Origin of the sequence: Desemzia sp. FAM 23988 (genome assembly GCF_045528365.1) — a bacterium.
GTDB lineage: Bacteria > Bacillota > Bacilli > Lactobacillales > Carnobacteriaceae > Desemzia.
On sequence record NZ_JBGQQS010000011.1, the window covers coordinates 53,260 to 77,585 of the forward strand.

At 40.7% G+C, this 24,326-nt stretch carries 21 protein-coding genes; 17 read left to right on the top strand and 4 right to left on the bottom strand.

Going from position 1 to position 24,326, the window contains the following annotated elements; all coding sequences use genetic code 11:
* Positions 1 to 256: 256 nt before the first annotated feature.
* The 4 genes from ACEN4L_RS07925 to ACEN4L_RS07940 all read right to left on the bottom strand — a co-directional run bounded on the left by ACEN4L_RS07925 (position 257) and on the right by ACEN4L_RS07940 (position 3,812).
* Positions 257 to 1,459, bottom strand: coding sequence for a M20 family metallopeptidase (locus tag ACEN4L_RS07925; protein WP_407096561.1), 1,203 nt, complete (start codon positions 1,457 to 1,459; stop codon positions 257 to 259).
* Between the two features lie 15 nt (positions 1,460 to 1,474).
* A complete protein-coding gene (locus ACEN4L_RS07930) occupies positions 1,475 to 1,936 on the bottom strand; it encodes a hypothetical protein (RefSeq protein ID WP_407096560.1) in 462 nt (153 codons plus the stop codon).
* Positions 1,923 to 2,741: a DUF3100 domain-containing protein gene (locus tag ACEN4L_RS07935; protein WP_407096559.1), complete on the bottom strand. Its 819-nt coding sequence runs from the start codon at positions 2,739 to 2,741 to the stop codon at positions 1,923 to 1,925. Before ACEN4L_RS07935 ends, ACEN4L_RS07930 begins: the two co-directional genes overlap by 14 nt.
* 270 nt (positions 2,742 to 3,011) lie before the next feature.
* Positions 3,012 to 3,812, bottom strand: a complete 801-nt coding sequence (locus ACEN4L_RS07940) for a hypothetical protein (RefSeq protein WP_407096558.1) — start codon at positions 3,810 to 3,812, stop codon at positions 3,012 to 3,014.
* A gap of 661 nt (positions 3,813 to 4,473) precedes the next feature.
* On the opposite strand from ACEN4L_RS07940, the gene ACEN4L_RS07945 reads away from it, so the two are divergent.
* The 17 genes from ACEN4L_RS07945 to ACEN4L_RS08025 all read left to right on the top strand — a co-directional run bounded on the left by ACEN4L_RS07945 (position 4,474) and on the right by ACEN4L_RS08025 (position 24,317).
* A complete protein-coding gene (locus ACEN4L_RS07945) occupies positions 4,474 to 5,163 on the top strand; it encodes a sugar transferase (protein ID WP_407096557.1) in 690 nt (229 codons plus the stop codon).
* A complete protein-coding gene (locus tag ACEN4L_RS07950) occupies positions 5,160 to 6,125 on the top strand; it encodes a GNAT family N-acetyltransferase (RefSeq protein WP_079650522.1) in 966 nt (321 codons plus the stop codon). The genes ACEN4L_RS07945 and ACEN4L_RS07950 overlap by 4 nt, the downstream gene beginning before the upstream one ends.
* Positions 6,126 to 6,147: 22 nt before the next feature.
* Entirely contained in the window at positions 6,148 to 7,161 is a 1,014-nt protein-coding gene (locus ACEN4L_RS07955) for a 1-aminocyclopropane-1-carboxylate deaminase/D-cysteine desulfhydrase (RefSeq protein ID WP_407096556.1), read from the top strand.
* Positions 7,100 to 8,728: a hypothetical protein gene (locus ACEN4L_RS07960; RefSeq protein ID WP_407096555.1), complete on the top strand. Its 1,629-nt coding sequence runs from the start codon at positions 7,100 to 7,102 to the stop codon at positions 8,726 to 8,728. The genes ACEN4L_RS07955 and ACEN4L_RS07960 overlap by 62 nt, the downstream gene beginning before the upstream one ends.
* Positions 8,725 to 10,305 carry a hypothetical protein gene (locus tag ACEN4L_RS07965; RefSeq protein ID WP_407096554.1) on the top strand — a complete coding sequence of 527 codons (1,581 nt, stop codon included), beginning with the start codon at positions 8,725 to 8,727 and terminating at the stop codon, positions 10,303 to 10,305. Before ACEN4L_RS07960 ends, ACEN4L_RS07965 begins: the two co-directional genes overlap by 4 nt.
* Positions 10,302 to 11,333 carry an ATP-grasp domain-containing protein gene (locus ACEN4L_RS07970; RefSeq protein WP_407096553.1) on the top strand — a complete coding sequence of 344 codons (1,032 nt, stop codon included), beginning with the start codon at positions 10,302 to 10,304 and terminating at the stop codon, positions 11,331 to 11,333. The genes ACEN4L_RS07965 and ACEN4L_RS07970 overlap by 4 nt, the downstream gene beginning before the upstream one ends.
* 66 nt (positions 11,334 to 11,399) lie before the next feature.
* A complete protein-coding gene (locus ACEN4L_RS07975; RefSeq protein ID WP_407096552.1) occupies positions 11,400 to 12,599 on the top strand; it encodes a DegT/DnrJ/EryC1/StrS family aminotransferase in 1,200 nt (399 codons plus the stop codon).
* Between the two features lie 42 nt (positions 12,600 to 12,641).
* Positions 12,642 to 13,865, top strand: a complete 1,224-nt coding sequence (locus ACEN4L_RS07980; protein ID WP_407096551.1) for a glycosyltransferase family 4 protein — start codon at positions 12,642 to 12,644, stop codon at positions 13,863 to 13,865.
* A gap of 11 nt (positions 13,866 to 13,876) precedes the next feature.
* Positions 13,877 to 14,908, top strand: a complete 1,032-nt coding sequence (locus ACEN4L_RS07985) for a glycosyltransferase family 2 protein (RefSeq protein WP_407096550.1) — start codon at positions 13,877 to 13,879, stop codon at positions 14,906 to 14,908.
* Positions 14,909 to 14,975: 67 nt separating this feature from the next.
* A complete protein-coding gene (locus ACEN4L_RS07990) occupies positions 14,976 to 16,172 on the top strand; it encodes a glycosyltransferase (RefSeq protein ID WP_407096549.1) in 1,197 nt (398 codons plus the stop codon).
* A 32-nt stretch (positions 16,173 to 16,204) separates the two neighbouring features.
* On the top strand, positions 16,205 to 17,587 hold the full coding sequence (locus tag ACEN4L_RS07995; RefSeq protein ID WP_407096548.1) for a hypothetical protein: 1,383 nt from the start codon (positions 16,205 to 16,207) through the stop codon (positions 17,585 to 17,587).
* A gap of 16 nt (positions 17,588 to 17,603) precedes the next feature.
* A complete protein-coding gene (locus tag ACEN4L_RS08000; RefSeq protein ID WP_407096547.1) occupies positions 17,604 to 19,106 on the top strand; it encodes a lipopolysaccharide biosynthesis protein in 1,503 nt (500 codons plus the stop codon).
* Positions 19,099 to 19,866, top strand: coding sequence for a YveK family protein (locus ACEN4L_RS08005; RefSeq protein ID WP_407096546.1), 768 nt, complete (start codon positions 19,099 to 19,101; stop codon positions 19,864 to 19,866). The genes ACEN4L_RS08000 and ACEN4L_RS08005 overlap by 8 nt, the downstream gene beginning before the upstream one ends.
* Complete coding sequence (locus ACEN4L_RS08010; RefSeq protein WP_407096545.1) at positions 19,856 to 20,551, top strand: CpsD/CapB family tyrosine-protein kinase; 696 nt, start codon at positions 19,856 to 19,858, stop codon at positions 20,549 to 20,551. The genes ACEN4L_RS08005 and ACEN4L_RS08010 overlap by 11 nt, the downstream gene beginning before the upstream one ends.
* A 191-nt stretch (positions 20,552 to 20,742) precedes the next feature.
* The gene (locus tag ACEN4L_RS08015) at positions 20,743 to 22,590 is read left to right on the top strand and encodes a polysaccharide biosynthesis protein (RefSeq protein ID WP_407096638.1); all 1,848 of its coding nucleotides are present in this window, start codon (positions 20,743 to 20,745) and stop codon (positions 22,588 to 22,590) included.
* A gap of 534 nt (positions 22,591 to 23,124) precedes the next feature.
* A complete protein-coding gene (locus tag ACEN4L_RS08020; RefSeq protein ID WP_407096544.1) occupies positions 23,125 to 23,880 on the top strand; it encodes an NAD-dependent protein deacylase in 756 nt (251 codons plus the stop codon).
* Positions 23,877 to 24,317 carry a VOC family protein gene (locus ACEN4L_RS08025; protein WP_407096543.1) on the top strand — a complete coding sequence of 147 codons (441 nt, stop codon included), beginning with the start codon at positions 23,877 to 23,879 and terminating at the stop codon, positions 24,315 to 24,317. The genes ACEN4L_RS08020 and ACEN4L_RS08025 overlap by 4 nt, the downstream gene beginning before the upstream one ends.
* The last annotated feature ends 9 nt before the right edge of the window (positions 24,318 to 24,326 follow it).

The window sequence follows — 24,326 nt, forward strand, 5'->3', positions numbered from 1 at the left end:
TAAGAGCTATTTGGAAGGCATCGTCTACCCCAAATGGATGCTATTCATCTAGTAAGAGCCATTCAAATGCTTCGTGCCACCCCAAATAGATGTTATTCACCTAGTAAGAGCCATCCGAATACTTCGCCTCACTCCGAATGGACGCTATTCGCTCAGCAAACGCACAAAAACACTTTACTTAGCCAAAATAGCCCTATGCAATCCAAAGACAGAGCTGCCTCATTTTATCTTGAGACAACTCTGTTTTTAAGACTCTTTATTCTAAATATGTCAAAGCTTCTTGCACAAAGGAAGCAGTACCCATATATAAGTAAGTTTCATCAATATCAAATTTCGGGTGGTGATGACCATGGAAAGAGCCTTCAATTTCACGCGGGTTGCTTAAAAAGAGAAATGTCCCCGGAACTTCTTGCAAGAAAAAAGCAAAATCTTCCCCGCCCATCAAAGGTTCACGAACTTCCGTCAGCACATCATCGCCGAAAATCTCTTTTAAATTACCGACAACTTCAGCGGTTACGTCGTTATCATTGATGACAGGAGGGTATTTGTAGTCGTAAGTTACAGTGCATTCCACGCCAAATGTTTCTCCGACTCCTTTAGCAATCTGTTCTAACTTAGCACATATTTTTTGCCGGATGGCATCATCAAATGCTCGTACTGTGCCTTCAATTTCTGCATTATCTGGAATAACATTTTGATTAAAACCACCGTCCACCCGTGTTACGGAGACCACTGCAGGATCGATGGCTCTTAAGTTTCGGCTCTTAATCGATTGGATTGCGGTAATCAAGTATCCGATAGCGTTCACAGGATCATCTGACAGCTCAGGATAAGCACCGTGATAACCTTTGCCTTTGACTTCAATGAGAAAGCGATCCATGGAAGCCATCATCGGTCCGAATTTATACCCAATTTTGCCTTTTGGTGTATGCGGGTCGATTTGTCCTTCGTGAAATCCTAGGACACGAGTCACTTTAGGATTTTCCAATACTTTTTCTTCAATCATCGGTTTAGCACCGCCGGGATATTCTTCGCCGGGTTGGAACAACAATTTAACTGAGCCGCTAAAGAGATGACGGTTTTCTTGTAAAATTTTTGCTGCGCCCAGTAACATGGCTGTATGTCCATCGTGACCACAAGCATGCATATTTTGATTGATCGATTGAAAAGGGAGACCTGTTTGTTCTTGGACCGGCAATCCGTCCATATCGGCACGCAAGCCTAACACTCGGTCTTTATTGGGGCCAGATTTCGTCCCTTTGATCAACCCGACAACAGCATTGCCGTTTACATAGGAAGCATCGTAGTCAATGCCGGATGTTTCTAATACTTGAGTGACATATTGCACTGTGCGTGGGAGTTCCAGCGTTAATTCAGGAATTTGGTGCAAGTCCCTCCGCCAGTGAATGATATCTGCTTCAGTGTCTTTTGCCAATTGAATCACATCTATTTGAGCCAAACTAAATCCTCCTTATTAGAACATACGGAATAAAATTTCTGAAAAAATGACGCAAGCCAATACTGTGCCCATGATGACTAAAATACTGACGATTGCTCCTTTGTAGCCGATTTTGCGAAACGCTGGCCAGTCTTTACCAATCGATACCCCAGCATAAGCCAAAATAGGAGTACATAATGCTAGTAAGCTGATTTGCTCTACATGTGTGATCACCATATCAGAAACAGGCGAAATGGGAACTGAAAAAAGTATGGCGATAAACGAAATGTATGCCATAGCGGGTAAATTTAGAGGGATGATCTGTTTAAAAATCAGCCCCGAAAGTGTAAACAATAATAACCAAAGAATACCGAAAATCGATTGAGTAATTGTGGCTCCATAACCGAGAACATTTCCGATAAGAGCTATCGTACCAGAGATCAAAAGAGCCATTGACCAGTCTAAAATCATTCTATTATTTAATTTAGCTTTCTCCATATTCAGTCACTTGTCCTTTCTTTCCTCGATCCAGCCAGCTGTACACACGCTCGGTCAGAGGCAGACCAATAAATAACGCGGTATAAATACTGATGACTGAGGAAACCAGATTCGAAATCGCCGCATAGGCCTCCAATTCAGTAGCCATTTCTGGATAGCGTTCCAACAGTGTACCTAATCCTCCCACCATCATAGAAGCTGAACCAATCCCTGATGCTAACGAAAGGGAGATAGGGGAAATAAACGGCAGCTCTGCTAAAACAGACATTAGGAAGCTAACCGCAATCACACCAAATACGGTCCCAACGATATAGTTCGTCATCACACCACGGAATTCTGGTGATTCAGCGCCGTATTTTTCTGAGATCAATGTTACGTTTGCTTCACGACTTACTCCGAATGTCATACCAATAGATTCGCGGCCCATACCGAAGACTACAACAGCGAGCGGCAGTCCGATAGCAAATGAAAAACCTTCTCCTAGATTTTGTAGAATAACAGGAATCCCCGCTCCGAATACTTCCTCAATGGCAGCACCACTGGAAACCCCTAGTTTAGCCAGCAATAATCCGCCAGCTAAAGCCATCATTTCAGAAGCATGATGAGTACTTTTTTCTGTAACGATTTTTTGCTTGGGAATTAAATAAAATAAGGTCATTAAAATCATAGAGAAAATCAATGGCGCCAAGGTGAAAGAGAATCTCCCTAAAGGTATACGTTGTGTGCCGATCAGCTCAGCGATCACGGTAAAGATCAACACCATGATCTGCAGTGGATAATTTTGCCAGCTTTTTTTCTTTTCCATACTCATCCTCCTCAAATGATTGCTAATCACGATTTCTGCCGTTATTAATTAGCAGATTAAAGATTAACACATTTTAATTTAATATATTTTTAATATTAATCGCTATTCTAACATCTAATCAGATCTAAGAGCAATCTTTTTTATCATAAAAATGAATTTAAAATGAATGCATCGTTTGAATTCTAATATTAATACCATAAAAAGAGTCTTTCAAATCGACCGCAATCGATGTGAAAGACTCTTTTTAGAGTTATTCTAATAACATTTACGTTATTTCATTGAAACAACCATTTCTAAGGCTTCCAACGGTACTTGACTGGTAGAAAGTTCGTAAACGCGGTTTTCTTTTTGCCACATGATATCCACAGATACTGTGTCTCCACCTTGTGGATAATCAATGAGTATCAGCCCTTTTTCGCTTGGAGCAGGAAGCATATTTTCTTCCAAATAAGCGACAATTTTCTTCGCTATTCCAGGCGCATCCATTTCATCCATAGTTAGAGAGTGAATGGTGAAATCCCAATTGCCTTCTTCCCAACTGAAGTATTGGTTTCCTGCAGCGCCTTCTCCATAACCAGTAACATCGTAACCTAATTCAACAGCTGTTTCTTCATTGGGTGTCACAGAAACAGCACCGTTCATTTTGGCTTCCATTTCAGCTAAAGCAGTATCGGCATCTGTATAAATGGTTCCCGATACAGCAGCCAAATCGTTCCCTTGTTCATCAGTGTAAGCTACTGTATATTCATCTTCGCTATTGGTTACGATACTGGCGCTGCTGTTTTCCGGCAAATAAGACGGCAATAACACAACAGCCGGATCCATTTCCAATTCAGAACCGACTTCCGATTCTGAGGATTCATTTTCTTCTTGTGATGTATCACTCGATTCTTCCTGATTACTGGATGATTCGGAGTCACTACTCATACTGCTGGCAGGTTCACTGCTTTGTGACTCTTCTATTTGTGAAGAGGATTCCGCCGACTCTGATTCTGGGTTTGATGAACAGCCGACAAGTAGTATACCGCATACCCCAAGAGCTAATAGGGGTTTATAAGATACTTTTGTCATAAAAAAGACCTCCTTGTTTTCTTGTTTTTATAGTACCGCTCGTAAAATAAGATGTAAATCAATCTGATTTAAGCTAGACAAAGACTGACTTATAAACTCATTTTGTTTCATTTGTAGAGGAAATAAGCGCCAGTCAGAACAACTCTATGATCTAGTTAGGGAGATTTACGGAGCCTCACGTCAAATGGACAAGCTCGATCTTTCAATAAAGTTTGTCAATTTTTAGACATATCTTTGTGACAAAACGATGTCCTGCCAGTGTAATGGCTTCCATTCATAAAATGAAGCGTGCTATACTTGTGCCAACTTAAAGAAATGGCAATTTTCTCATTTTCACCTCGCTTCAAACCATCTTGCTTATCTTCCCTAAGATAGCAGCATTTCTTTCTTATCCAGCCTGGATAATTCTTTCATACACTCTCATTGTAATGCTTCACAAGTTCTGACTCTTCTCCTTATATTTTAAAGACTCTTTTTTATCCATATTATTTGGTTGAACCGAATCGACCTCTTTTTAGCATACCTACGATTATTTAGTTTCTCATCAGTAAACCCTCTCGTTTTAGACTTCACCTAATAATTCTACTTATTTTTCTACACTTCCCATTAGGCTTCTATTTGTCCACCCCAAAAAACAAATCTACCAAAAGGTGTGATGGCTATGATTATGGAGAAAATATCTTCGTTACATTTTAAGCACCACTCATTTTACACCCGCTATGTCAAACGTCTGATGGATATGACACTCTCTCTCATAGGATTGTTACTATTAGTCATACCGCTGCTATTGATTGCTATTCTGATTCGTTTGGACTCTAAGGGACCAGTTTTCTTTTTGCAAGAACGTATCGGCCAATCAGGCAAGACTTTTCGAATCATAAAATTTCGTACTATGATCGTCGGTGCTGAGCAGACTGGGAGTGGATTGCAAATCTATAGTTTTAAAGATTCACGAATTACAAAAGTCGGTTTGTTTTTGCGCACGACTAGCTTAGACGAACTGCCGCAATTGATCAATATTTTAAAAGGCGATATGTCACTGGTTGGTCCAAGGCCCCCAGTGACATATGCACCATATATCGGATACAAGGCTTATCCTGAGTGGGCTAAAAATCGATTTTTGATTAAACCAGGTCTGACTGGATCTGCTCAGATTAAATACCGGAATAATGTGGAGTGGGATCAGCGGATGATAGAAGATATCCATTATTTAGAAACGCTCTCTTTTGTGACAGATCTGCTTCTCATAGTCAAAACAGCCGTTAAGTTTGTTGAGAAAGAACCCGAACAAAATTCAGTGGGAAGCTCACCAATAAATCAACAGGAAAAGATCAAGGAGGTTATCAAATGATAAAAAGTATTTACATGGATAAAGGATGGGGTGTGCTTCAGCAGGACAAAGAAGGAGGAGAAACACTTCATTTCCTATTTGAAAGAGAAGAGGGGCGTGTAGTTTACCCTTTTATCAAACGTCCAGCAGGAATAGTAGATGGCACACAATATTATGATTTAGTGACTCCGCGTGGACAAGGAGGTATCTGGATCGAACAAGCGCAAGAGGGAAAAGAAAAGGTTTTGATTCATCAATTTAGTAAAGTTTTTGACGATTATTGTACTCGTGAACATATCATCGCTGAATACATTCGTTTCAGCCCTTGGTTGAATCAGGCGAAATGGTTTGAAGAAGACTATACGATCTCTTATTTTGGAGAAGTGTATTGTACAGACCTGACAACTGATTTTTTTAATGAAGCATACAGCTCAGCTTTACGCCAGCAAATCAGAAAAGCCATAAAAAATAACGTCATTATACGTTTTACTTCTAATCCTGATTTTATTGATGAGTTTTTAAGACTGTATCAAATGACAGCAAAAGAACAACAATTCAACGAATATTATCAGCTCGATAAAAGATTTCTACAGCGTTATTTTGATTTTTACCCAGACAAAGTGGTATTCGCAGTAGCTCTATTAAATGAAAAAGTGATCTCAGCAGCCATGCTGTTAATAGGGGAGGATATCGTCCATTACCACTTTGCTGCCACAGATCCTGAATACAAACACCTTCAACCGAATAGTTTGCTGATTTATGAAGCTGCCAGTTATGGAGAAGCTTACGGCAAACGATTATTTGATCTCGGATCGGCTAAAGCCGGCAGCAGTCTGGAGAAGTACAAAAAACGGTTTACTGCTAAAGTAAAAAGTTATCCGTTTTATCGAGGCACAAAAGTTCGCAACCAAGGTGTTTATGATCAATTGGTTGAGCAGGCGAGCGATGTGCAAGAAGGGTATTTCCCCGCATACCGCAAATAAGTACGAAGTGAGGTGAAAGCAGATGGAGCCGTTTTTTACACCGACACCGATTCAGCCACTAACAGAAGATTTCCAACACAATCGATTTTACATCAAAAGAGAAGATTTGATACCCCTATCTTTCGGTGGCAACAAAGCGCGTAAAGCTTACTACTTTATCCAAGAAATGGAGCAACTGCAAGCGAACTGTCTGGTGACTTATGGCAGCAGCAGTTCCAACCATTGCCGAGTTATTGCTGCGGTTGCAGCAGCAAAAGGTTATCCTTGTCTGATCATTTCTCCATCTTCTCAAAACAACCCCACTATGAATCAACAACTCGTTGAACTCCTCGATGCAACATTGATTTTCACCCCTCTATCCCAAGTCAGGGAAACGATCCAACAAACACTGGAAAAATTAAAACAAGATGGTCTGCGCCCTTATTTTATTCCAGGAGGAGGTCATGGACACAATGGAACGCAAGCATATGTTGATGCATACCATGAAATCAAAGCAGTGGAAGCCGAAATCGGGATTTCTTTTGATTTGATTTTTCACGCTTCTGGAACTGGGACTACCCAAGCCGGTTTGGTTTGTGGAAATCATTTAGCTGAAGATTCAAAAGAAATCGTTGGCATCAGTATTGCAAGAGATGAAGAAAAAGGCAGACCCGTCGTAATAGAATCAGTGAAAGCCTATCTGGAATACTGCGGGCTGTCGCCGATTAAAGAGGAAAAAATCATTTTTGAGGACCAATACCGAGCCGGTGGATATGGTCAGTTTCACGAAGGGATCACAGATGTCATCCACCAAGTTTTTATCCGTGAAGGTATTGCGTTAGACCCCACTTATACGGGTAAAGCTTACTGGGGCATGATGCAATACATCAAAGAGCATCAAATAGAACATCAAACGATTTTATTCGTGCATACAGGAAGCCATCCTCTTTTCTTTGATCAGTTTCAAAAAAACAGACATACAAGGAGTGTGAGAAATGCAAATCACTTATATCGAAATGCAACAGCTTCCGAAAATGGCTTGGGGAGCAATCGTTGAAAAAGGTACACTTGATGTAGTCGTTTATCATGGGAGAAGTGTTGAGACACAAAAGGAGTTTTTTGTAGAAGGTGCATGGGAAGGTAATTTCACAGAAGGACGGTTTGATCAAGCCGATTTTTTTAATGGATCAGGCGGAAGAATGAATCAAAAAACATTCAAAAAGTCCTTTATGTTTGTTACATCCAGCCATACATTAGATCGATTGCACACTATTCGCTTGAAAAATAAATTGATCGTTTCCAACTCAATGCCGTTTGCGCTGCATTTGGCACACACTCGTTTGAACCCTCGATATATGGATTACGAAAAAGATTTGAACTCAATACTAAAAGGACTGTACCACTACAAAGACTGGATTCCATTAAAGGGAAACAAAGAACTCTTCTTGCACTATTATTGTAATTTGATAGTTGACGGACAGCTCTCTATCAGTAAAGAAAAGAAGGCTAGCATGGAGCCCTTTGAAAGTTACTCTCACTATCGAAATCTCTTAAGCCAAACCCTCCAACAATTTGTCCAAAATGCAAAAAGTCCATCACGACGCATTTCTTATGGAATTGTGACAACTATTTCCAAAGGCTATGATTCAGCGGCTTGTGCTGTTCTCGCCAAAGAAGTTGGTTGTGATACAGCGTTATCCTTTGATCGACCGATTACTTATGAAGAAGACTGCGGACTGGAAATTGCGCAACAGTTAGGGTATTCTTCCATCATTTTAAAAGATGCTTCGGATTATTTATCCAACGAACAACTGACAGAGACAGAATTTGTATCTACCGGTGAGTTGGGCAGCGGTGTTGTATATGCCTCTTTTGAAGAGGAGATGGCCGATAATATTGTACTTTTTGGGGAAGAAGGAGACGAATTTTGGGGCAAAGACCGCTCAGACGCCAATGCGGAATTTCGGTTTCCAGATGACGTTATGACGGGTGTATCACTGATCGAGCATCGGTTGCGAGTAGGATATATTTTTGCACCACTTCCGACTTTCGGCGGTGTCGAATGGAAAAGTTTGTGGGAGCTAAGCAACTCTTTTGAGATGGAGCCGTATTCTGTCGGCGGTTCTTATGATCGGCCTATTCCAAGAAGAATTATAGAAACAGCCGGAATTCCCAGAGAATCCTTTGGGGTAGAGAAAAAAGGTGTAGGCATCAATTATCGGTATGACAGCTTTTTACGCTTGAAAGAAAGAATGTCAAAAAAATCTTTTGATTCTTATACAGACTATTACAAAACCCATCGGAAATTTGATAAGGAATACTTACAACGCTGGTTGCGTTACTTTTTAGATACTAAAAATGTTTACCTACATGTAGCGCTTCGAAAGATTGGGGTGGAGAGCAATCTAACCATGCCAAATGCAGAAAGTGAGACAAATCCCGGTGCTCCTGCTTTTTTGATTCATTGGGGAGTCGAAGAAATACAGAAAAGATATCAAAGCGCATTTGAAAAGAAAGATAAAAGACGTTTGACAGCGCTGAGGGCTGAAACAGTCTCAAGTGAAAACGGCAACCAACATTTGGACAAGGTGACTGTTGAGACTGGAAGGGGGAATGGAAAATGAAGTTTATTGAAACAGAAAGCATCGCACCCTTAGCCTGGTGTGCCAAAATAGATAAAGAAACGTTGGCTGTGGAATTAATTCACGGCAGCAAAGTTGAAACAAGAAATGAAGGTTTTGTAGAAGGTGCGTGGGATGGAGAGTTTACAAGTTTTCAATTTGATTTGGCCGATTTTCTGATGGGGTCGGGGGGAAAGCATGTAACAAGGGAGGGTGAGGAACAACTTTTATTTGCTACTCCGTCGCATACTTTAGAACGGTTGTATGCTGTTAGAGTTGAAAGAAATTTATACGTCTCAAACTCGCTGTCGTTTATTCTCGTTCAATCAGAAACCCATTTAGACGGACATTATTCTCGATATGAAGAAGACCTCAACACGATTCTAAACGGTCTTCAATCAGTCAAAAAATGGATTCCACTGGTTGGAAACAAGCGGCTGCAACTGTTTTATCATTGCAATTTTCTAGTGAACAGCCAATTGGAAATGGCAGTTCAGCAAAAAAGGGATATGGAGCCGTTTGCTGACTTCAAAGACTATGAAGATCGCTTGTTAACTGCGTTGAAGCGCTTGAGAGACAATGCCAGTGTATCGGAAAGGCTAACTACTTATGGCTTAGTCACTACCATTTCAAAAGGGTACGATTCTGCAGCCTGCGCTGCTCTGGCTAAAGAAATCGGCTGCGAGACAGCAGTAACATTCGATCGGCCTGAAAAGTATGCAACAGATTCTGGAGAAGAAGTAGCACGACAATTAAATTATCCTCACATCATTCAAAAAGATGCCAATAGGTACCTAGAGAATAAAGAATTCCTTGAATCTGAATTCGTTTCTTCAGGTGATTTGGGAACCGGGATCGTTTATGCAGCTTTTGAAGAGGAATTTAAAAGGAAATTGGTTTTTATTGGACACCGCGGTGATTGTGTTTGGGGCAAAAATGCACTAGATGTTAATAACGATCTGCGCTTTAATGATTTTGTATTTGCGGGAACTTCCCAAGTAGAAAACCGTTTGAAAGCAGATTACATCTTGGTTCCTATTCCTTATTATGGGGCAGTACAATGGAGTTCGTTATATCAAATTTCACAATCTCCCGAAATGGATCCCTATTCGGTTGGCGGGGGTTATGACCGGCCTATCCCCAGAAGAATTGTGGAGTCAAGAGGAGTGAATCGAGAAGAATTTGGATTTAAAAAAGCCGGCGCCGGCTTTAATTATCGCTATGACAATTCTAATCGATTGAAAAAACGGATGTCTCCACATTCGTACCAATCTTTTTACACTTATTTTCTTACTCATAGACGAAAATCATATCAAAATATTTTCCGGTGGACTCAATACTTTTGGAATACCAAAAGAATCTACACTGGAGTATTGCTGCATCGTCTAGGTATCAAAGTTCCCTTTAAAGAGATTGAATTTGATGGTGTTTCGAATCCTGGGCTCCCTTCCTATCTTTTTCTTTGGGGAGTTGCCAAACAGATGGAAAAATATCGAACAGGACTAGAAAAGCAGCCCAAAACGTTACCAGAAACAGTTAGAAACCGATCGTATAAAAGACAGGAGGTAGTTAAATCATGAGTACGAATATTCTTATCCTAAGTTGCGGTACACGCAATAAAATCGTAGCGTATTTCAGACAAGAACTAGCTGGTAAAGGAAAGGTCGTTGCAGCTGATTCCAGTCCGCTTGCTCCAGCGCTCTATGAAGCCGATGAGGCGGTAATTGTTCCGTCTATCAAAGACAAGCACTATTTAGAGACGCTGTTGTCATTGTGTAGAGAAAAAAAGATCAAAGCTGTTTTTTCTTTAATCGATCCTGAACTCAATTTGTTGGCGAAATACAAAAAAGACTTTTTAGCCATCGGCACGATCCCTATTATTTCAGATGTAGAAAAAGTTGCGATGTGCTTTAATAAGTATGCTTTATATGAATTTTTGACGCAAGCACAGATTCCTACTCCAATAAGTTATTTGGAAGAACATAAATTTTTACAGGATATGAGAAAAGGGCTGATCTCTTTTCCGGTCATTATAAAACCTTATGATGGCAGTGCCAGTATGCAGATTCATAAAGTGCATTCCAGTGATGAAATGGAAGACTTGATGGTATGTGACGATCATCTGATGATCCAAGAATTTATGGATGGTATTGAAATAGGGGCAGATGTTTATGTTGATTTGCTTTCTCGAAAAGTGGTCTCTATTTTCACCAAAGAAAAAATCAAAATGCGTGCCGGAGAGACAGACAAAGCCCGTTCTATAAAAGAGGGGAAATTATTTGATCTTATTCAATCTGTTGTTGAGAAGGTCGGTTTGACCGGGATGCTGGATATTGATTTATTCAAAGTCGGAGATGAGTATGTGATTTCTGAAATCAACCCGCGCTTCGGCGGCGGCTATCCGCACGCTTATGGCTGTGACGTATCTTTTCCTCGCATGCTCCTCAATAATCTGGAAGGAAAAGTAAATCCTTCTCAGATAGGAGAGTATGAAGCAGATATCTATATGGCCAAATACAATGAGATCAAGATTATTCCAGCAGCAGAGTTGCCTAAAGAGATGATGATTTCCTTACCAATTCCAGACGCCGCTTCTTCTCAGAGCTGACTCGTTGTTTAACGCTCTGATGAAAAGCGGTTAAAAATAAGAATAGACGAAACAGGAGTGAACGCTATGGAGCAACCAAAAAGAATATTACTCTCTTCCCCGCATATGTCGGGAAACGAATTGAGGTACATTGATGAAGCTTTTCAAACCAATTGGATCGCCCCGCTTGGACCGAATGTGAATCAATTTGAAACAGACTTGGCTCATTACGCTGGAACAAAAGCAGCTACAGTGACCAACTCAGGAACTGCTGCTATTCATCTAGCGTTAGCTGTCTTGGGTGTCCAAAAAGGGGATAGAGTATTTTGCTCTACGTTTACTTTTATTGCTAGTGCCAATCCAGTTCTTTATCTAGGAGCCGACTTGGCTTTCATTGATTCAGAGCCAAACACTTGGAATATGTCGCCTATTGCCCTAGCTAGAGCCTTAAAAACAGCTAAGCGGGAGAATCAGTTGCCAAAAGCCATCATTGTTGTCCATCTATACGGACAAAGCGCCAATATGGAAGCCTTGCTTGAAGTTGCGGATGCATATGGTGTTCCGATTATAGAAGACGCTGCTGAGTCCTTAGGTTCAACGTATAAAGATAAAAAGAGCGGAACATTAGGTAAAATCGGTGTTTATTCTTTCAATGGGAATAAAATCATTACTACATCTGGTGGAGGAGCACTAGTATCGGACGATGAAGAATTAGTCGAAACAGCTCGATTTTTGGCTACTCAAGCTAAAGACTCAGCTCCTTATTACCAACATTCAAAAATAGGCTACAACTACCGGATGAGCAACATTTCAGCAGGTATTGGGATCGCTCAATTACAAGTCTTGGAAGAAAGAGTAGCCAGCCGTAGAGCAGTATTCGATCTTTATACACAGGAAATGAACAACATCGAAGGAATTCGGTTCATGCCTGAACTAGAAGGGTCTGTTTCTAATCGTTGGCTGACGACGTTGCTGATTGATCCCTTTATCATTCAGCAAAAGCCGTTTGAAGTGATGCAGCTGATGAATGAAGTGGGCATCGAAACGCGTTTGCTTTGGAAACCACTGCACTTGCAACCTCTGTTCAAACAAGCTAAGTTCTATCGCCATAATGAACGAACGAGTCCTGTATCTGATTTACTGTTTGCTATGGGCTTATGTCTCCCCTCAGGAAGCAATTTGAGACTGGAAGAGCAATACCGTGTCATTGAAACACTCCATCAAATCTTTAATCCTCAACTAATCTACGCACCAACCATCAAAACACCAGCATTCTCTGATTACTAACTTCCTTATCTCAACCATTCATTGAAAAAGGAGGAATCCAGTATGTCAAAAGCTTTAGTGATGGCATCCATCGCTCCTATGATCTCATCTTTTAATCGCGACAACATTCGCTTGCTGCAAGAAATGGGGCTTGAAGTCCACGTACTAGCTAATTTTGCTGAAGACAGTGAAAAGCCAACAGGCCGGAACCAACAGTTTAGAAAAGAGTTAGAAGCTAAAGGCGTAACGGTCTTTGATGTTGCAATAGACCGAAATCCATTGAAAAAAACCAACCTGCAAGTATTTTTTCACATCAAAAAAATCTTTGACCAAGAACACTATGCTTTGATCCATTGCCATTCACCAATAGGAGGTGTGTTGACTCGACTGGCTGCTGCAGAAGCTCGGAAAAGCGGCACAAAAGTTATTTACACGGCTCATGGTTTTCATTTCTTTAATGGGGCTCCTAGAAAAAATTGGCTGTTGTACTATCCAGTTGAAAAATGGTTAGCGCGTTATACCGACTGCTTGATCACTATTAATGGAGAAGACTATGAAGCGGCTCACCTTCGCAAATTTAAAGTCGGTTATCTGACTATGATGGAAGGAGTAGGGATCGATCAAATGCGTTTTATCCCCACGAATGATGCACTTCGAAAAGAGGTCAGAACAAAACTTGGTTTCCCAAAAGAGGCGTTTATTCTGATTTATGTCGGCGAATTGTGCACCCGGAAAAATCAACGGGTACTTATTGAAACTGCAAAGTTGCTGGCACCGGATATAGCAGATCTTAAGCTGCTGTTGGTCGGAGAAGGAGATAAAAGAGAACAGTATATTCACCAAATCAGTGAACTTGGGGTGGAAGAACAAGTTGAACTATTAGGCTACCGTGGAGATGTGAACCAACTGATGCAGATGGCGGATGTCGTAGTTTCTTCTTCCAAACAAGAAGGACTGCCCGTCAATATCATGGAAGGAATGGCAACTGGTCTGCCCTTAGTAGTCAGCAACTGCCGTGGAAACCGAGATTTGGTTCGCAACGGACAAAACGGTTTTGTGGTCGAAGAAGAAGCGGCTCAGTTTGCTGAAGCAATCAAGGAGCTGTATGCATCAAAAGCTCTGCGTAAATCATTTGGAGCTCAGAGCTTAGAGCTGGTACAGCAATACGGCATCAACACGATCTCGCTTAAAATGAAAACTCTTTATCAAGAAACGTTGCAGACGGCGATCTCCATGTCTTTGACCGCAGCAACGTTGACCTCAGAACAAAAGAAAACGACAAGATGAGGGTGTTAAACATGATCAATCCAAAAGTGAGTGTCATTGTTCCGATTTACAATGCTGAAGCATTTTTAGTTTCTTGTGTTAGAAGTGTCTTAGCACAAACGTTGACAGATATCGAGGTTTTGCTAATAGATGATGGATCTTCTGACAGCTCAGCGGTTATTTGTCGGCATTTTATGCAACAGGATTCACGAGTCACTGTGATCAATAAAGAAAACGAAGGAGTCTCGGCAACTAGAAATCTAGGTCTGGCATGGGCAAAAGGCGAATACATTGCTTTTCTAGATGCTGATGACACGCTGATTGAAGAGGCGTTAGAGATACTCGTTCAAACACTCGAAGAAAAACAAGTAGAGGTTGTTTTTGCCAATTATTTTTACCTCTACAATGATCGAAAAGTTTATCGCGGACCCCGAATACCAGGAGGAATCTATCCTGTAACAGAGCTCAGGTCACAATTGATCGACGATGGGACCTTATCCGGCATCTTATTTGGATCGGTGGGGGCAGCTTTGTACAAAAGAGCATTAATCGAGCAGCATCACATTCGGTTTCAAGAAGAAGTGGCTTTAAATGAAGATGGTTTATTCAATGTCATGTACCTGCTTCATTCAACCAGCTGTTGCTATTTGAGTGACCAGCACGTATACGGCTATCGAAAACAAATTGAATCTGTCACGAGTCGATTCCAACCCAATAAAAATTTTGACAGTGCCACAGTTGCTATTGATCAGTATTGCCAGCCAATCAGTCAGGAATTATCATTGGAGCAGCAATTGCGCAGAAGGCAGGTCTCTATCAGCTTATGGCAGGCATTGAATATTTGTTCAAAAGAAAACCCGGCTTCTTATCGAGCAACGATTCGGCAGCTGAAGGAACTATTTGGACACCAAGAACTGCAAGGATGTTTCCCTTACATGGAAGAAGAGAAAATGAATCGCTACAAACGAGTTTATTACCAGCTGATAAAAAAAAGACGCACACACTTATTTTATCTTACGACCCGATTTTTACTGCCGACTGCTTCAAGGCTCGTAAAAAGATAGGTCTACTGATGGAAGATAAAAAAACATAAATGTTGATGGCGTTTATGTCGGGAAAGGAGAAAGTAAGATGAAAATTCTCTTTGTTGGACAAAATTTGCAGCAAGGTGGTGTCCAGATTGCTTTGATCAATACATTAAAAGAACTGGTCAAGCAACAACATACGATCGATCTTTTCTTATTCGGCACTGGGGACTATGCTTCAGAAGTGCCTCCAGAAGTGAATTTTTACCAAGGTACTAAGGGATTGCAGTTAGTGGCTACGCCTTATCATAAACTAGCCCAGAAAAAAAACAGTCTCGATTATTGGTATCGATTAGGACTAACAATGGCAGTTCGGATTAAAAATCCTCATAGATTCTATGCTGATTTGTTCAAGCGTCAAAAAATGTTTGGGGGCTATGATGTTGCGATTTCCTATTTTACAGATATCCCACATGGCTACTTCAATCAAGGAACCAATCAATACGTAGCAGACTTTGTAGAAGCTCGACAAAAGATCGCTTGGATTCACAACGATCCATTTGAAGGGCATTTTGAAGTAGATCATTGCCGCCGAGTATATGGAAATTTCGATCGGATCATTTGTGTTTCGGAAGCTTGTGCTGTGAAATTCAGACAATTTTTACCAGAATATGCCGGTAAAGTTGGAACGGTCTACAACTTTTTTCCTTTAGAAGAGATTCTAGAAAAAGCACAGTCTATCAAATCAGCAATGCAGATCCATCTTGATACGCCACTTATAAAACTAGTGACAGTAGCTCGCATCGATAATCAACAAAAACGGCTGGATCGTATTTTAGAAGTTGGGAAAAAGCTGATTGAAAACAAGGTAACGAACTTTCATTGGGAGATCATTGGGGAAGGGCCAGATTTAAAAAGCAATCAAGAACAAATTCAATTGGCTGGACTAGAGCGTTTTATCGTATACCGCGGTTCACAGTTGAATCCGTACCCTGCAATAGCGCAAAGTGATTTATTTGTACTGACGTCACAATATGAGGGGTATCCAATGGTCGTCAATGAAGCATTGATCTTAGGTGTTCCAGTAGTTACGACTCCTTATGCAGCAGCTGCAGAGCAAGTTGAGTCGGGCTGCAACGGAATCATCACTAAAATGGATATCGAAGATTTGTACCAACAGCTGAAAAGGCTGTTGGAAGATCCTGCAAAGATTCAGCAACTTAAAAATTATATTCAAAAACATCCGCTAACGAATCAAATGGCTATGGAGCAGCTGGATATCGTATTAGAAAAGAAGGGATAGTCAGCAGCTAGAACAGAAGAGGTGAAGTCCTTATGGAAATAGAATCAAGCAAAACACCATTCGTCAATGCGAGCAGTATGAGTTGTTTTTTTGGCACCTTGTTTGTACTACTTAAAATGATTTCAGGAAGCAATCTCTTTTTAATTCTTTTTTTAGCAACAGCAGGGGTAGGAATGCTGTTGGAAAAGCCAGAGAATAAAATCAAATTGCTGTTGTTTTTTACACCGTGGGCGTATGCCATCAAGTTTCATTTTACTCAGACTTCCTTATTTACGGTCATTACTATGATGTATTGTCTGATCATGCTGATGACGATCTTGATGAATCGAATTCAAATTCCGCCTTATTACTTAATCAGTATGCTGCTTTTTGTAGGTTATATTCTTTTTTCATTGATGTTGAATGCTTCGACTTCTTTAAAAGGGGCGGTTAGTTTCCTGGCAACTTTTGCTGCAGTTTATTTAGCAGTGATCTTCATTGAAAAGCGCGATACGTTCAAGAGTTGTGCCAGAACCTATGCTGCGGGACTGGCGGTCTCCAGCGTGATAACGTTCCTCGGTTCATTCATTCCTAGGATCAGGACTTATCTCGAAAGCTACGCTACTGCATACACAGTCAATACAGAAGGACAACTGTATAGCCGTTTTTCAGGACTCGACATTGACCCCAATTACTATGCGATCCAAATTTTGATCGGTTTATCTTGTCTGGTGATGTTGGTGTTGGCAAGAGAAGCAAAGCTGATTGATTACTTGCTGTCTTTGCTGCTCATCATCTTTGGCCTTTTGTCTCTTTCTAAAATGTTTTTATTGAGTCTGGGATTACTGTTGACGTTTCTTCTGCTGCAACTAGTCAAAACAGATCTGAAGCAATTGATCAAAGTCTTGTTCTTGTTGACAGGCTTATTGGCAGTGGGGTTTATCTACGCAAAAGATTACTTTTATGAAGCCTTTCTGTTCCGCTTTTTAAGTCAAGGAACAGATGCTTCCTCATTAACTACAGGACGTTCCACAATTTGGCTCCACTATTTGTACGGAATAACAAAAGACTTTAAATTGATGGTATTTGGAAATGGTGTCACTGGAGAATACTTGAATGGTGAGATTTCACATAATATGTATCTCATTGCTTGGTATTACTTAGGAATAGTGGGAATCTTGATTGTATTGCAGCTCTTTTTCCAAATGAATTCCATTTTGCGTTTTAATCTGAAGCGGCAGACCTCTTTATCCTTTTTCCACTATTCATCCATTACACTGTTGTTGCTGCTGATCACCAACTTTGCATTAGATTCCTTCATCATGCATTACTTCGGCGTTCATCTCTTTTTAGTCTTGATCGGCATTAACAGTCTGGCAAAACCTGTTCAGATAGAAGAAAATAATCGGTTGGCGATGATTCGTTCAGACCACTAAGGAAGTGAATGAGCAAATGAAGGAAACTGCGACTAGAAAAAATGTATTGTCCGGATTGGTCTGGAAACTCTTGGAAAGAGGAGGAGATCAGGTTATCCAATTCATCATTCAATTGATGTTGGCTCGTCTGCTTCTTCCCGAAGATTATGGTCTGATCGCTCTGATCGCTATTTTTATCGCTTTGGCTAATGTGTTTATTCAGACCGGTTTTACGACTGCGCTGATCCAAGCTAAAGAAATAGATGAACTGGACTACGCTTCAGCTTTTTATTTCAGTTCTTTTTTAACCGTTCTGCTGTATATCTGCTTATTTTTGACAGCCCCTGTCATTGTCGGCTTTTATGGCAAACTCCAGTTAGTTCCCGTTATCCGAGTGCTGGCACTCTCCTTATTTTGCGGCCCCTTAAACTCGATCCAATACGCCATTGTTTCCCGCACACTGCAATTTAAAAAGTTCTTTTTCAGCAGCTTGAGCGGCACACTCATTTCTGGTGTCGTAGGCGTTTATCTAGCCTATGAAGGATTTGGTGTCTGGGCATTAGTTGGGCAGCAGCTCTCCAACATTTTTATTGACACTTTCGTATTATGGTTTACAGTGAGCTGGCGGCCAAAGCTGATTTTTTCATTTCAACGCATCAAAAAACTGCTTTCTTTCGGTTGGAAGATGCTGACCTCAACTTTACTGGACACCTTGTACACCAACTCATACGGATTGGTGATTGGAAAGGTGATCAGCCCCACTATGCTGGGATATTACAATCGGGCAAATCAATTCCCCAGTATCATCGTCAATAATGTCAATAACTCCTTATCCACTGTTTTATTCCCCGTTATGTCCGCTAGTCAAGAGGATAAGCCGCATATCCGATCAATGATGAAACGCTCATTACAGGTCAGTTCCCTGATTATTTTCCCGCTGATGACGGGATTGATCATTTGTTCAAAGGCACTGGTAACCACTCTGCTGACCGATAAATGGTTGGCTTCTGTTCCATTGATCCAACTGATCAGTTTAGCCTATGCCTTTTATCCTCTGCACATTACCAATATTGTAGCCATATCTTCTCTTGGAAAAAGCGACTTGATTTTGAAATTGGAAGTTATCAAAAGGGTCTTGAGTCTAATTTGCCTGTTCATTAGTATTCCATTTGGTATTTATGTCATTGTTGCTTTCGAGCCGGTCATTTCTATCACAACGTTTATTTTAAATGCTCGACCGAATAAAAAATTATTGGACTATGGTATAAAGGAACAACTGATGACCATTTTGCCTTACCTGCTGCTCTCCGTTGCAATGGGGATAGTTGTTTATCCGCTAGGGTATTTGCAACTAGGCAGTTTAACTACATTGATTTTACAAGCTACTACGGGTGCAGCGTTCTATTTTGGGGCATCCCTGATGATCAAAACGAGCAGCATCCATTATTTGTTGGCTGCGGCAAAAGAATTGATATGGAGACGAAAACAAGTAGAAAGACCACTAACGATTACTAAAAGCGGGAGGGAATACGATGAGTAAAAAAATTGACTTCATCGAGTTGCTTAAAATTGTTCAGAAAAATTGGCTGGTCATCTTATGTACAGGAATATTAGGCTTTGCGTTGTCTTATTATACGACTGTTTACCTGATCCCCCCCCAGTACCAAGCTAAGACACAGCTGCTTGTCAATCGTCCAAATACAGAAGAAGGAAACATGGACTTGAATGATATCCAATCGAACATCCAAATCATCAATACGTATCGCGATATTTTAACAGATTCTGTGGTGATTGATCAAGTGTTGAGCGAACTGGATGAACCATTGACAGAAGAAGCATTGATAGAGAAAATGTCTATCGTTATTCAAGAAGACTCGCAGATTTTCAAGATTGAAGTAGTGGATGACAGTCCCGATAGAGCGGCTGAGATCGCTAATTTGATTGCGACGACTTTCCAAGAAAATGTGGGTAATATCTTACATGTTGAAAACGTAGCGATCTTATCTGCGGCTAAGATCAACTCCACACCGATATCGCCTCGTACGAATTTTAATGTATTGATCGGGACAATGATCGGTCTGATCGTTGGAATCAGTATCAGCTTGATGAAAGTTATGCTGGATACGAAGATCCATGATGAAAAAGTGATTACAGAAAAGCTGGGTTGGATTCAGCTGGGAACAATCTCTGAAATGCCCAAAGCCTTTGTTCTACGAGCAGAAGAAGAAAAAAAGTCGGTCAATAACGCTCAGATAGAAGAAAATGAGCGAGCAGAAAAGGAGCCCAGCCATGTTCGATAACTTTCCCCAAGTGCTCAATAACTTGTTCAATAAAAAGAAAACAGAACCAAGGAATACAGCTTATGAGATCGTAACGATGACGAGACCACAATCCTTTATCGCTGAAGAATATCGAACATTGCGCACCAATATTCAGTTTTCAATGGTAGATAAAAAGCTGAAAACGCTCCAATTTACATCGAGTGGGCCGAATGAAGGAAAAACGACAACTGCTATCAATGTCGCTGTTCTCTTTGCCTCTCAAGGAAAAAAAGTTTTGTTGGTTGATGCAGACATGCGTAGACCTTCGTTACACAGTATTTTTCAAGTTTCCAATCAAAAAGGGTTGTCCACTATTTTAACGGATGAAAGGCCCAATCCAGCTTCTGTCATTTATCCCTTAGAACACCAGCGCTTGTTTCTAATGACCAGCGGCATTCAGCCGCCGAACCCATCTGAGTTGTTGGCTTCTAAGCAAATGAATATCTTGATGCAGTACTTTAAGGAACATTATGACTTGATTATCTTTGATTTACCGCCTATTCTGCCTGTTACAGATGCTCAAATCATGGCGAGCAAAGTTGACGGAACCATCTTTGTGATCCGGCACGATTCAGCTCATCTAAATGAAGTCCTGCAAGCAAAAGAAATGCTGCAGCGTGTTCATGCGAATGTCGTTGGAACGGTCTTTAATGACAAGCCGTGAAATAAAAAAATGTCTGGTACTTATTATAGTCAAACTGAAAATTGATATCGTCCCCATATGATTCAGCAAAAGACGAATGGAGGAGTATAGATATGAAAAGAGAATGGCCAGTAAAAGATATGCCGCAAAAAGATATTCGAACGGTTTTTTATAAACCCCCATTTTTACGTTACCCCATCGCAAGAAAATGGATGGATTTAGGGTTAGACCACCTGTTGCTCTTTCTTTCTTGGACGGTCGCCTACATCTTTTTAGAAAACCTGCTTTTTATACCACTTCCATTTGCCTTTTTCTTCTTAACCACTATTTGGATCAGTTACAGTGTATTTTCACTTTGGACGGATTCCTGTGCGATGATTTATCGGTATACGGATATTAAAGAAATGATCAAAGTGATGGGAGGTTTTACTCTTTCTATCGCGATCTCTGCTACTCTATCTTTATTTTTAACGAGCGGTGCACGTGTCCAATTTATTCTGCTGGTTTATTTCTTGTCGCTTCTAGTGACAGGCGGCAAGTTTGTTTTTGTTAAAGCTAAGAGTGAAATGGACGGTTTTAAGAAGAAACGCCAAGTTCCCGTCAGAAAAATACGGACTTTAGTGGTAGGAGCTGGGGACGGCGGCAGCTTATTTATCAAAAACAGCCAGAAACATTTACCTGAGATCCAGTTGATCGGAATCGTGGATGATGATGCGGCTAAACACCACATGCGTGTATTCGGGGTTCCTATTTTAGGTGGGACTGCAGACATTCCTTATTTGGTAGCTGTTCAAGAGATCGAACAAATCACTATTGCTATTCCCTCGTTAGTGCCTGAGGATCTGGAGAGAATCCTTGAATTGTGCAACCAAAGTCAAGCGACAGTCAATCTGATGCCTTCGATTGAAGATGTAGTGAGCGGCAAACTATCTGTCCAACGTTTTCGTGAAGTAGATGTAGTTGATTTATTAGGAAGAGATGAAGTTACGTTAGATACGAAACAATTAGCTAGAGAATTAAGCGGAAAAACCTTATTGATCAGTGGAGCCGGGGGTTCAATCGGTTCTGAAATCAGTCGTATTTTAGCTTCATTTTCTCCTCAAAAACTGATTCTCTTAGGACATGGCGAAAATTCTATTTATCAAATTCATCGTGAATTGAACAAACGATATGGTGGGAAAATTGAGATTATTCCCGTGATTGCAGATGTTAAAGATCGTGCCAGAATGTTTGAAGTGATGAAGCTGTACAAACCGGATATTGTGTATCATGCGGCGGCACATAAACACGTTCCTATGATGGAACTGAATACTGCTGAGGCCGTTAAAAATAATGTTTATGGGACAAAGAATATTGCTGAAGCCTCAAAAGCAGCTGGTGTAGGAACTTTTGTTATGGTGTCAACGGATAAAGCAGTTAATCCTCCAAACGTTATGGGGGCTACTAAACGCTTGGCAGAGATGATCGTGACAAGTTTGAATGAGCCGGGCGGTACGAATTTCGCAGCTGTCCGTTTTGGAAATGTATTAGGAAGCAGAGGAAGCGTAGTACCATTGTTTAGGGAACAAATCAAAGCGGGAGGGCCTGTTACTGTGACAGACTTTCGAATGACCCGTTACTTTATGACGATTCCGGAAGCTAGTCGTTTGGTCATCCAAGCAGGCGCATTGGCAAAAGGCGGTGAAATTTTCGTGCTGGATATGGGTAAACCTGTCAGAATCGTTGATTTAGCCAGAAAAATGGTGCAGATCAGCGGCTATACAGACAACGAGATCGAAGTGGTCGAAACGGGAATCAGACCAGGCGAAAAATTGTATGAAGAACTGTTAATCGCCAGTGAGAATACTGGAGAAAAAGTGTTTGACAAAATTTTTGTCGGAAAAGCAGTTCAGAAACCACTAACAGATATCGTAGCGTTTTTACAAATGATAGAAGGCGAAAATGAAAAAACGTTGCGTGATGATCTGATTACCTATGCAAGGCTTCATCAACAACAAATGCCTAAAGAAGAAAAACAGCCTGAAATAGAAGGTATTGTCAGAGAGAAACAGTTAGCTTAATTAGAAATGCACCATCAGCGGACCGGAGACTTTAAGCATCTTCTGCGGTTCGCTTTTTCTATAACTATAGCAGGACGTAAAAGCAGCTAATAGAGGCTCTTTATATTCTAGCGATGGTAAGAAATTTTCTCCGGCCTGTGGGTTGCTTAGGGAAAACTATAGGAACGCCAGCGTCAAATGTTGTAGAATCCTTATAGAAAGTACAAGAGGTTTTAAGTTATTTTAGCTGCTTTTTTCGATATAATGAAATAAAAATAAGAGCTGAAGTTGAACGGAAGGAAAAAAGGTGGGGCCCCCTCCTGCTGGCATGAGTGGTCACCTAGATCTTTTTGAACCATGGGGAGGGAGGAAATTTCGGCTTACATTAACTTATTTAGATCCGGAGTATGCTTAAGCCGGAGAAACAGAAGAAAATAAGATATCTCAACAGGACCATGAAGATGGATGGAACTTGACCTTAGATAATTTGGCAGTTTTTGTAACTAAAAAAGAGGATAAAAATAAGTGGTTTTGAGAATCTGAAAGGATGGTAAATTGAGCGAGCAAGTAAACAAAGCAGCGCAAATGATTCAAGATTCAAAACGAATTGTGGCTTTCACGGGAGCGGGAATCAGTACAGAAAGTGGAGTGCCGGATTTTCGTTCAGCAGGCGGTTTTTTGGATCAGTTATCTGGCACACACTATACTGGTGAAGAAGCGCTAAGTGTGCCTTTTTTTGAACAATATCCGGAACTGTTTTTTGAAAACTACCGTAATACGTTAGATTTTCCAGATGCTGAACCCAACTTTGGGCATCAATTTTTTCAATTGCTGGAAGCAAAAGGGAAGCAAGTGACGATAGTAACGCAAAATATCGACAATTTGCATGAAGCTGCTGGGAGTTCAACAGTGTTCTCATTACATGGCAATGCGACCAAATGGAAATCTGTCAATACCCATAAATCCGTCGTAAAAGAAGAGGTACGTTGGGATGAAAAAGGGATAGCAGTAGAAAGTAAAGGTAATGTAGTGAGACCTGATATTGTGTTATATGGAGATCAACTGGATCAGCAAGTGCTTAGCGGTGCCATAAAAGCTATTCAAGAAGCTGATTTATTGATGGTCATTGGTACAAGCTTGAATGTCATGCCGGCTGCTTATTTGTTAGATGATTTTCGTGGAAATCAGTCGATCTTGATTAACCAAACGGATGTAGCTGGAATGGACCGATTTGATGTAGTAGTAAAAGAAAAAAGCGGCCAATTTTTACAGAAAGTGTGGCATATGCTAACTCAGGAGGAAAATACATGAACCGATTGAATTTGATTACGTTAGGTGTAAGAGATATTGTGAAGTCCTTACATTTTTATCGAGATGGTTTGGGGTTTGATGTGAAAGTTATTGGAACAGAAGCATCGCCTGAAGTGGTCTTTATTAACAATGACGGAACTAAAATCTCCCTATTTCCTTTGGAAGAATTAATAAAAGATATCCAGTCTCCTCAGCCGATTAGTCCTGTAGAAGGATTTAACGGTATTTCACTGGCGTATAATGGAAAATCAAAAGAAGAAGTGGACGAGATCTTTGCTTTGGCAGAAAAAGCGGGAGCGTTGATCGTTAAAAAGCCGGAAGTCGTTTTTTGGGGTGGATACAGCGGTTATTTTCAAGATCCTGATGGCATCTACTGGGAAGTGGCCTATGGAGAAGATTGGGAATTTGATGACAATGATATGCTGATCATCAAATAGAAATTGTAG

Bases quoted from the DNA above. Each gene is read 5' to 3' on its own strand.
- ACEN4L_RS07985 (WP_407096550.1), top strand. From the start codon at position 13,877: ATGATCAATCCAAAAGTGAGTGTCATTGTTCCGATTTACAATGCTGAA.
- ACEN4L_RS08015 (WP_407096638.1), top strand. From the start codon at position 20,743: ATGGATTTAGGGTTAGACCACCTGTTGCTCTTTCTTTCTTGGACGGTC.
- ACEN4L_RS07980 (WP_407096551.1), top strand. From the start codon at position 12,642: ATGTCAAAAGCTTTAGTGATGGCATCCATCGCTCCTATGATCTCATCT.
- ACEN4L_RS07970 (WP_407096553.1), top strand. From the start codon at position 10,302: ATGAGTACGAATATTCTTATCCTAAGTTGCGGTACACGCAATAAAATC.
- ACEN4L_RS08000 (WP_407096547.1), top strand. From the start codon at position 17,604: ATGAAGGAAACTGCGACTAGAAAAAATGTATTGTCCGGATTGGTCTGG.
- ACEN4L_RS08005 (WP_407096546.1), top strand. From the start codon at position 19,099: ATGAGTAAAAAAATTGACTTCATCGAGTTGCTTAAAATTGTTCAGAAA.
- ACEN4L_RS08010 (WP_407096545.1), top strand. From the start codon at position 19,856: ATGTTCGATAACTTTCCCCAAGTGCTCAATAACTTGTTCAATAAAAAG.
- ACEN4L_RS08025 (WP_407096543.1), top strand. From the start codon at position 23,877: ATGAACCGATTGAATTTGATTACGTTAGGTGTAAGAGATATTGTGAAG.
- ACEN4L_RS07975 (WP_407096552.1), top strand. From the start codon at position 11,400: ATGGAGCAACCAAAAAGAATATTACTCTCTTCCCCGCATATGTCGGGA.
- ACEN4L_RS07995 (WP_407096548.1), top strand. From the start codon at position 16,205: ATGGAAATAGAATCAAGCAAAACACCATTCGTCAATGCGAGCAGTATG.
- ACEN4L_RS07945 (WP_407096557.1), top strand. From the start codon at position 4,474: ATGATTATGGAGAAAATATCTTCGTTACATTTTAAGCACCACTCATTT.
- ACEN4L_RS07935 (WP_407096559.1), bottom strand. From the start codon at position 2,741: ATGGAAAAGAAAAAAAGCTGGCAAAATTATCCACTGCAGATCATGGTG.
- ACEN4L_RS07930 (WP_407096560.1), bottom strand. From the start codon at position 1,936: ATGGAGAAAGCTAAATTAAATAATAGAATGATTTTAGACTGGTCAATG.
- ACEN4L_RS07960 (WP_407096555.1), top strand. From the start codon at position 7,100: ATGCAAATCACTTATATCGAAATGCAACAGCTTCCGAAAATGGCTTGG.
- ACEN4L_RS07955 (WP_407096556.1), top strand. From the start codon at position 6,148: ATGGAGCCGTTTTTTACACCGACACCGATTCAGCCACTAACAGAAGAT.
- ACEN4L_RS07965 (WP_407096554.1), top strand. From the start codon at position 8,725: ATGAAGTTTATTGAAACAGAAAGCATCGCACCCTTAGCCTGGTGTGCC.
- ACEN4L_RS07990 (WP_407096549.1), top strand. From the start codon at position 14,976: ATGAAAATTCTCTTTGTTGGACAAAATTTGCAGCAAGGTGGTGTCCAG.
- ACEN4L_RS07950 (WP_079650522.1), top strand. From the start codon at position 5,160: ATGATAAAAAGTATTTACATGGATAAAGGATGGGGTGTGCTTCAGCAG.
- ACEN4L_RS07940 (WP_407096558.1), bottom strand. From the start codon at position 3,812: ATGACAAAAGTATCTTATAAACCCCTATTAGCTCTTGGGGTATGCGGT.